Annotated in this window: 7 protein-coding genes; all 7 read left to right on the top strand. The window is 39.9% G+C overall.

Annotated features, from left to right (window positions below):
- Positions 1-502: 502 nt before the first annotated feature.
- On the top strand, positions 503-1,357 hold the full coding sequence (locus B2V92_RS25745) for a UDP-2,3-diacylglucosamine diphosphatase (RefSeq protein ID WP_293313514.1): 855 nt from the start codon (positions 503-505) through the stop codon (positions 1,355-1,357).
- A 20-nt stretch (positions 1,358-1,377) separates the two neighbouring features.
- Positions 1,378-2,373, top strand: coding sequence for a glycosyltransferase family protein (locus B2V92_RS25740; RefSeq protein ID WP_293313512.1), 996 nt, complete (start codon positions 1,378-1,380; stop codon positions 2,371-2,373).
- A 332-nt stretch (positions 2,374-2,705) separates the two neighbouring features.
- On the top strand, positions 2,706-3,686 hold the full coding sequence (locus B2V92_RS25735; protein ID WP_293313510.1) for a DUF6427 family protein: 981 nt from the start codon (positions 2,706-2,708) through the stop codon (positions 3,684-3,686).
- Positions 3,687-3,841: 155 nt separating this feature from the next.
- Positions 3,842-4,576 carry a type III pantothenate kinase gene (locus B2V92_RS25730; RefSeq protein ID WP_293313508.1) on the top strand — a complete coding sequence of 245 codons (735 nt, stop codon included), beginning with the start codon at positions 3,842-3,844 and terminating at the stop codon, positions 4,574-4,576.
- A gap of 1 nt (position 4,577) precedes the next feature.
- Positions 4,578-5,870 carry an OmpP1/FadL family transporter gene (locus B2V92_RS25725; RefSeq protein ID WP_293313506.1) on the top strand — a complete coding sequence of 431 codons (1,293 nt, stop codon included), beginning with the start codon at positions 4,578-4,580 and terminating at the stop codon, positions 5,868-5,870.
- A complete protein-coding gene (locus B2V92_RS25720; protein ID WP_293313504.1) occupies positions 5,870-6,442 on the top strand; it encodes a hypothetical protein in 573 nt (190 codons plus the stop codon). The genes B2V92_RS25725 and B2V92_RS25720 overlap by 1 nt, the downstream gene beginning before the upstream one ends.
- Before the next feature lie 235 nt (positions 6,443-6,677).
- Positions 6,678-6,973, top strand: a 296-nt coding sequence (locus B2V92_RS25715) for a SurA N-terminal domain-containing protein (RefSeq protein WP_293313502.1), incomplete at its 3' end; no start/stop codon positions are given.

Genomic DNA, 6,973 nt, shown 5'->3' with positions numbered 1-6,973 from the left:
AGGCCTTTGCTTTTGGCTATTGGCGCTAAGACTTGCGCTAGAGTTGGAGTCCGATCCCTTCCTCCGGTCGTCATCTCGAACGGAGTGCAACGTAGCCGAGAGATCTGCCTCGAGATAGATCTCTCTCCCGAATATTCGGAACGTTTCAGTCGAGATGACGCTTTCGGTTCAGTTAACCAATTCATACAATTAACCAATTAACCCATCTCCAGTTTGCAGTCACCAATGAACTAATGACAAATAAACCAATAAACTATGTTGTAATAAAATTTAACAATGTCGTAACATTTGTTTGATATACAGTGTCTTATCTTTGTAATGAAAAATCAGGTGATATGTTAGAGTCATTCTTTGCCGTATGCTTATTAATTGTTGTACTTTATTTCTTTAGCCCTTTTGAGGTAAAACTCGATGAGGAAGAAGAGTGGTAACATCGTTAATTTAACTCTAAACTGCTTTAACCGGGCGGTAACAATAGCCTTCCCCCTAAAATTTCCCTTTTATGGATAAAAGAAATATCGATGTAGTCGTAATCTCCGACGTGCATTTGGGCACTTATGGTTGCCACGCAAAAGAACTTTTAAAGTATCTGAAAAGCATTAAACCAAAAACTTTGATCTTAAACGGCGATATCATTGATATCTGGCAGTTTAGTAAAAGTTACTGGCCCGAGTCGCACATGAAGGTGATCCGTAAACTGATGAAATTCGTTTCAGAAGGGGTTCAGGTACATTACCTAACCGGAAACCACGATGAAATGCTTCGTAAATTTGATGGGATGGAGATGGGTACTTTTCATTTGCAGAACAAACTGATTTTAGAGCTAGATGATAAAAAAGCCTGGTTTTTCCACGGCGATGTTTTCGATGTAACTATGCAGCATTCTAAATGGCTGGCCAAACTGGGCGCAGTGGGTTACGATACGCTCATCCTGATCAACAGTTTTGTAAACTGGGTGCTTACCGCATTTGGGAGGGAAAAAATGAGCTTTTCGAAAAAAATTAAGGCAAAGTTTAAAGATGCCGTTAAATTCATTAACAGTTTTGAGCAAACTGCTGCCGAACTGGCGATAGAAAAAGGTTACGAATATGTGGTTTGTGGACACATCCATCAGGCCGAGCAACGCGAAATTACCACCGAGGATGGAAAAGTAACCTACCTGAACAGCGGCGACTGGGTGGAAAGTTTAACGGCTTTGGAATACCATGATAAAAACTGGACCGTATTTAAGTATGAGCACCAGAACTTTACCAAGGATCAATTGGACGAAGGAATCCTTTCGGATGCTGAAGATTTAAAAAGTAAACTGGACATAAATATTCTTTTGCAGAATATAAAATATGAAATTGCCCAATAATTTAAGATATTCGGGCATAAATGAAGATACTTTACGCAATACAGGGAACAGGTAACGGTCATATCAGCAGGGCGAGGGAAATTATTCCTTTACTTCAAAAATATGGCGAATTGGATATTCTGGTAAGTGGTACGCAGGCCGATGTAAAATTGAGTCAGCCCGTAAAATACCAATTACACGGTTTCAGTTTCATTTTTGGAAAAAAAGGTGGTGTAGACCATTATAAAACCTGGCTGAACATGAATCTTTTCCGTTTTAGAAAAGACATGAAAAAGCTGCCCCTTAAGGAATACGATTTAATCGTTAACGATTTTGAACCGGTAAGTGCCTGGGCCTGTAAACTGCAGGGTATCGAATGTGTATCGTTGAGCCATCAGGCGGCATTTAAATCAAAAAAAGTACCGCGCCCCAGAACATTAGATTGGGGAAAACTGATTTTAAGCCGTTATGCCCCCACCAAATACCATATTGGTTTCCATTTCGACCGTTATGATACGTTTATCCATACGCCTGTAATCAGGGCAGAGATCAGGAACCTTAAAAGTGAAAATTTAGGTCATTATACAGTATACCTTCCGGCTATTGATGATAAACGTTTGGTAAAGCTTTTTACGCAATTGCCAAATGTTAAATGGCAGGTTTTCTCTAAACACAGCAAAGTAGCCTATCAGGAAGCAAATGTTTTTGTAGAGCCTGTTAACAACGAAAAATTCAATAAAAGTTTGGCTACCTGTGAGGGTTTATTTACCGGAGGCGGTTTCGAAGGGCCTGCGGAAGCACTTTATTTAAAGAAAAAACTGCTGGTTGCGCCTATGCGTTTCCAGTTCGAGCAGCAATGTAATGCCTACGCTTTAAAACAGTTTGGCCTGCCTGTAATTTGGGGAAGTACCCGAAACTGGCTGCCGGTTATAAAAAACTGGGTAGAAAATCCTCAAAAACACGAGTTCGATTTTCCGGATGAAACTGCACAGATTATCGACGATATGGTGAAGAAATACGCTAGGATTAGTCCTTAGTCTGAAGTCAACAGTCCTAAGCCAACAATTAGCAGTCGTTCTGAACGCGTTTTTCTGCGCCTTCATTTCGAGCGGAACGCAGCGAAGCCGAGAAATCTACACAAATCTCTCCTGCAAATCGTCACCCTGAACTTGTTTCAGGGTCTTTCTTGCAAGATAGATCTCTCCGTTTCGCGTTGCTCCAGTCGAGATGATGGCGCTCTTCTTTAGCCTTTCTCCTTTAATCTTTGGTCTTTACCCTTTAGTCTTTCCGCTTTGGTCTTTAGTCTTTCTCCTTTAGTCTTACGCACTCTAAAATTATTTTCTTTACTTTGCCTACTCTTTAAAAAGGCATGATTAATCAGTTTAGAAAGCTTAGTCCAATTAACCTCGTATTCCTGTTGGCATATACGTTTTTCCTGCGTATTGCCATCTTTCATGAAACACATGATAAGCTGAATTTCGATTTTTTGGAACCCTTTGCCCGCCTGCTGATCAATATCGATCTGGACGATGCTTTTACACCCTACACTAATATTTTTATTGCATCGCTTCTGGTGTATATTCAGGCCCTGATCTTCAACCGGATTGTAAACAACCACAATTTATTGGGTAAACAAAGCTTTCTGCCCGGTTTAATGTTCATTACCGGAACAAGTTTGTTTATGCCGTTTATGATCCTTTCGCCGGCACTTATCTGCAATTTTCTGTTGATCTGGATTATCGATAAATTTTTAAAACTGGGTAAAAGTGCCAATTCCATCACCACTGTTTTTGATATCGGAATGATTATCGCAATAGGTACGCTGGTGTATTTCCCGTTTATGGCCATGCTGCTGATGATCTTTTTGGCGCTGCTGCTTTTCAGGTCATTTAACTGGCGCGAGTGGGTGGCCGGCCTTATCGGTTTTATTACCGTATTCTTCTTTTTGGCTGTTTTTTACTATTGGAACGATAATTTAAGTTCTTTTTACCAGATCTGGAAACCATTGGGCAATAAATTCCCTTCGGTGTTTAAAATCAATTATAACGATTATCTGGTGCTGATTCCGGTAGCAATTATTATCATATTGGCATCGCTCCAGCTACGCGAAAATTTCTTCAGGAGTTTTATCAGTACGAGAAAAAGTTTTCAGCTTTTATTTTTCATGTTCATTGTTTCGGCCGCCAGTTTTTACCTTAAACCCGACTTCCGTACCTGGCATTTCCTGCTCTGCGTACCACCCGGATCGGTACTGTTGGCTTACTATTTCAGCAATGCCAAAAAGCGCTGGTTTTACGAAACATTGTTCCTTTTATTTGTCCTTTCTATCCAGTATTTTCTGTTTGTTTAACCTTTTTTAACAAATAACTAGAACGAAACTTGCCAAAGATTAATAGCTTTGTGCATGATTTTAGAATTAAAGCTTTTTTAGTTTTAATCTGTTGGATAAAAAATGGAGTCATTGGAATTTCTAAAGAACATATTATTTGCCGGGGGAGATTTTGAATGCGCAGGCTAAGCATCGATATTGGGAATTCAGCTGCCAAGGTTGCGGTTTTTGCAAATAGGGAAATTGTTCACCACCAGCGTTTCAACAAGCTGGGGATACTTGATCTGGCACAGTTGATCGAAAAATTTTCGCCAACAAAATCGATTATCAGTAGTGTTAACCAGGAAATTGGCCCACTTGAAGTATTTTTAAAAAAGCATACCGAGTACATCCGTTTTTCAACATCGTTGACCAACGGTGTGCAGAACAGATATAAAACACCTGTTACCTTAGGATTGGACAGATGGGCAGCGGTTTTGGGTGCCAATAGCCTATATCCTGCAGGCGCAAGCCTGGTGGTAGATGCCGGAACCTGTATTACCTACGATGCCCTGAGCCGGAACAAAGAATATTTTGGCGGAAGCATAAGTCCGGGGATAAAAATGCGTTTTAAGGCTGTGCACGATTTTACAGGCCGTTTACCCTTGGTAGAATGGGATGAAAATGAAGGCATACCGGAAGGAACCGACACGTTATCGGCCATTAAAAACGGTGTTCTGCAGGGAATATTAAATGAAATTGAAGGCTTTATTGCCCTAAATAATAAAAAAGAAAGTGCCTTAAAGGTGATTATAACAGGGGGTGATGCTAATTTTTTGTATAAACAATTACAAAACAGCATCTTTGCGCCTCAAATTATAAAAGATCCATACTTGGTATTAAAAGGATTAAATGAAGCTATTGCAGATTAAAATGTACAAAAGAATAAATTATATTGCAGCCATACTCGTTCTAGTTTGTGGTTTTGGTGCGCAGGCACAGGTTACCACATCATCACCATATTCAAGATATGGGCTTGGAAATATAAAAGGATCTTTATTGCCACAGTTTAGGGCAATGGGTGGAATTTCTACGGCTGTTGGCAAGGTTACCGGTTTTAATAATATCAATATGCAGAACCCTGCATCTTATGGAACTATCAACCTTACCACGCTCGATATCGGGATGAGCGCAAGTATAATTAACTTAAGCCGTGGCAGTTTAAGCGAGTCGAGCTTCAACTCTACTTTTAGTCACCTGGCCATTGCAACACCTGTTACACGCAGATCGGCTTTGAGTTTCGGTATTTTGCCTTATTCAGATCTGGGTTACTCTTACAAAAACACCACTAAGGTAGATACCACATCTGTTGATCAGTTGTATGAAGGCGAAGGCGGTCTGTCAAAAGCTTATCTGGGTTATGGCTACCGTTTTGGCGATCACTTGAGGATCGGTGGTAACGTAGAATATATTTTTGGTAACCTGCAAACTACAAGGGCTACCGAGTTTGCGTCCGTTGGTGCTTTAAACGCTAAACTACAGAACAAAAACAGTGTAGGTGGTTTAAATTACTCTTACGGTATACAATACGATTTCAACGTAGGAAAGAAAACCGTAGTTACTTTAGGTTACTCTGGTAGCACTTCTGGTAAAGTAAATTCAACCCAATCGTTTTTTGCCACACAGTACACCAGGGATCAGAGTGGAAATGAAAATACAGCAATCGATACTTTAAGCTCGATTAACAATGGTAAATCAAATCTTACTTTGCCATTAACGCATAATTTTGGTATTGCGATCCAACAGAATGATAAGTGGTTGATCGGTGCTGATTTTAGAATGAGCAAATGGTCTAAAACAAGCATAAATGATGTAAACCAGGGTTTACAGGATAGCTGGGGAGCATCATTGGGCGGTCAGTGGACACCAGATGCCTACTCGTACAACAGTTACCTAAAACGTATCGATTACCGTTTAGGTGTGAGTTACGATAAAACCTATATCACAATCAACAATCAGGATATTAAACAAATGGGTGCATCTTTAGGTTTTGGTTTTCCATTGCCTAGCGCAACAGGTGGTACCGCATTTTATAAAATCAACTTTACAACCGAGGTTGGACAAAGAGGAACCTTAAACAATGGTCTGGTAAAAGAGCAGTATATTAATTTCCACTTAGGTTTTACTTTGAACGATACCTGGTTCCGTAAGTATCGGGTAGATTAATGAAACTGAAAGCGCTTTTATATGGTGTGTGCTTGGTGTTGCCCCTGTTTTTGGCATCATGTGGAGATGACGACCTGAAAAATGCTAGCTCGGTTGCTATAAACAAAACCATCCTATCGCGCGACAGGACACTGGGGGTTGAAATCATTTATAGCGATTCGGCACGTGTAAAAGCAAAAGCTTACGCGCCGATAATGGATAAGGTTACACCGGCCAACGGAAGTACCTATCAGGAAATGATCAAAGGGGTAAATATCGATTTTTATAATCCCAATGGTACTATTGATGGTAACCTGGTTTGCGATTATGCCATTAGGAAAGATACCGAGCTTAAAACCGAATTCCGCAAAAACGTAGTGGTAAAAAACAGCAAGGGCGATACTTTTTCATCGCAGGAACTGATCTGGGACGAATCAAAAAAATATTTCTATTCCAATCAGCGTGTTTATGTTAAAGGTGCAGATGGCAGTATTGGTGAAGGCATTAATTTTAAAGCCCCGCAGGATTTTAGCACCTACGAAATGGATAGCGGTAACGGCGAGCTGAATATGAAAGAAGGGGTAGCACCCTAGCATGATGTAAAATGGATGATGTGAAATGGAAAATGTATTAACAAATTCATTGAAATACCCATAGCTTTAAGTGTAATTTTAGCAGTAAAGCTTCCATCTTCAATTAACCATATTACCTCTTACATCCCCTTAATAATTAAGCGCTTGATAAATAAAATTTTGTGTTTTCTTTTTTAAGGCAAATTTGTATCTTGCGCCCTCTTAAAAAAGAACTAAATAAATTTATAATTACAATATGGGATTAATGACATTTTTGCGTAACCGCGCAGGCTACATCCTGGTCTTTGCTATCGGTTTTGCAATTGTTGCATTTTTAGTAGGTGATGCAATTAACGTGGGTAAACCTTTTTGGTCGGCAAATCAAAAAGTTGTAGGATCTATTGATGGTAAAGACATCAATATCGACGAGTTCGGACCAAAGGTAGATCAAGGTGTAAACCAAATGAAACAACAGTATGGCGGTAGTGCAAACGCACAGATGACTGCTATGGCTGTAGATCAGGCATGGAATGCAGAGTTGGCCAATGTACT

This window comes from Pedobacter sp. UBA5917 (genome assembly GCF_002432345.1).
Taxonomy (GTDB): domain Bacteria; phylum Bacteroidota; class Bacteroidia; order Sphingobacteriales; family Sphingobacteriaceae; genus Pedobacter.
This window is presented reverse-complemented; position numbering and strand designations above follow the sequence as displayed.

Coding starts and splice junctions, on each gene's coding strand:
- B2V92_RS25745 (WP_293313514.1), top strand. CDS start 503: ATGGATAAAAGAAATATCGATGTAGTCGTAATCTCCGACGTGCATTTG.
- B2V92_RS25740 (WP_293313512.1), top strand. CDS start 1,378: ATGAAGATACTTTACGCAATACAGGGAACAGGTAACGGTCATATCAGC.
- B2V92_RS25735 (WP_293313510.1), top strand. CDS start 2,706: ATGATTAATCAGTTTAGAAAGCTTAGTCCAATTAACCTCGTATTCCTG.
- B2V92_RS25730 (WP_293313508.1), top strand. CDS start 3,842: ATGCGCAGGCTAAGCATCGATATTGGGAATTCAGCTGCCAAGGTTGCG.
- B2V92_RS25725 (WP_293313506.1), top strand. CDS start 4,578: ATGTACAAAAGAATAAATTATATTGCAGCCATACTCGTTCTAGTTTGT.
- B2V92_RS25720 (WP_293313504.1), top strand. CDS start 5,870: ATGAAACTGAAAGCGCTTTTATATGGTGTGTGCTTGGTGTTGCCCCTG.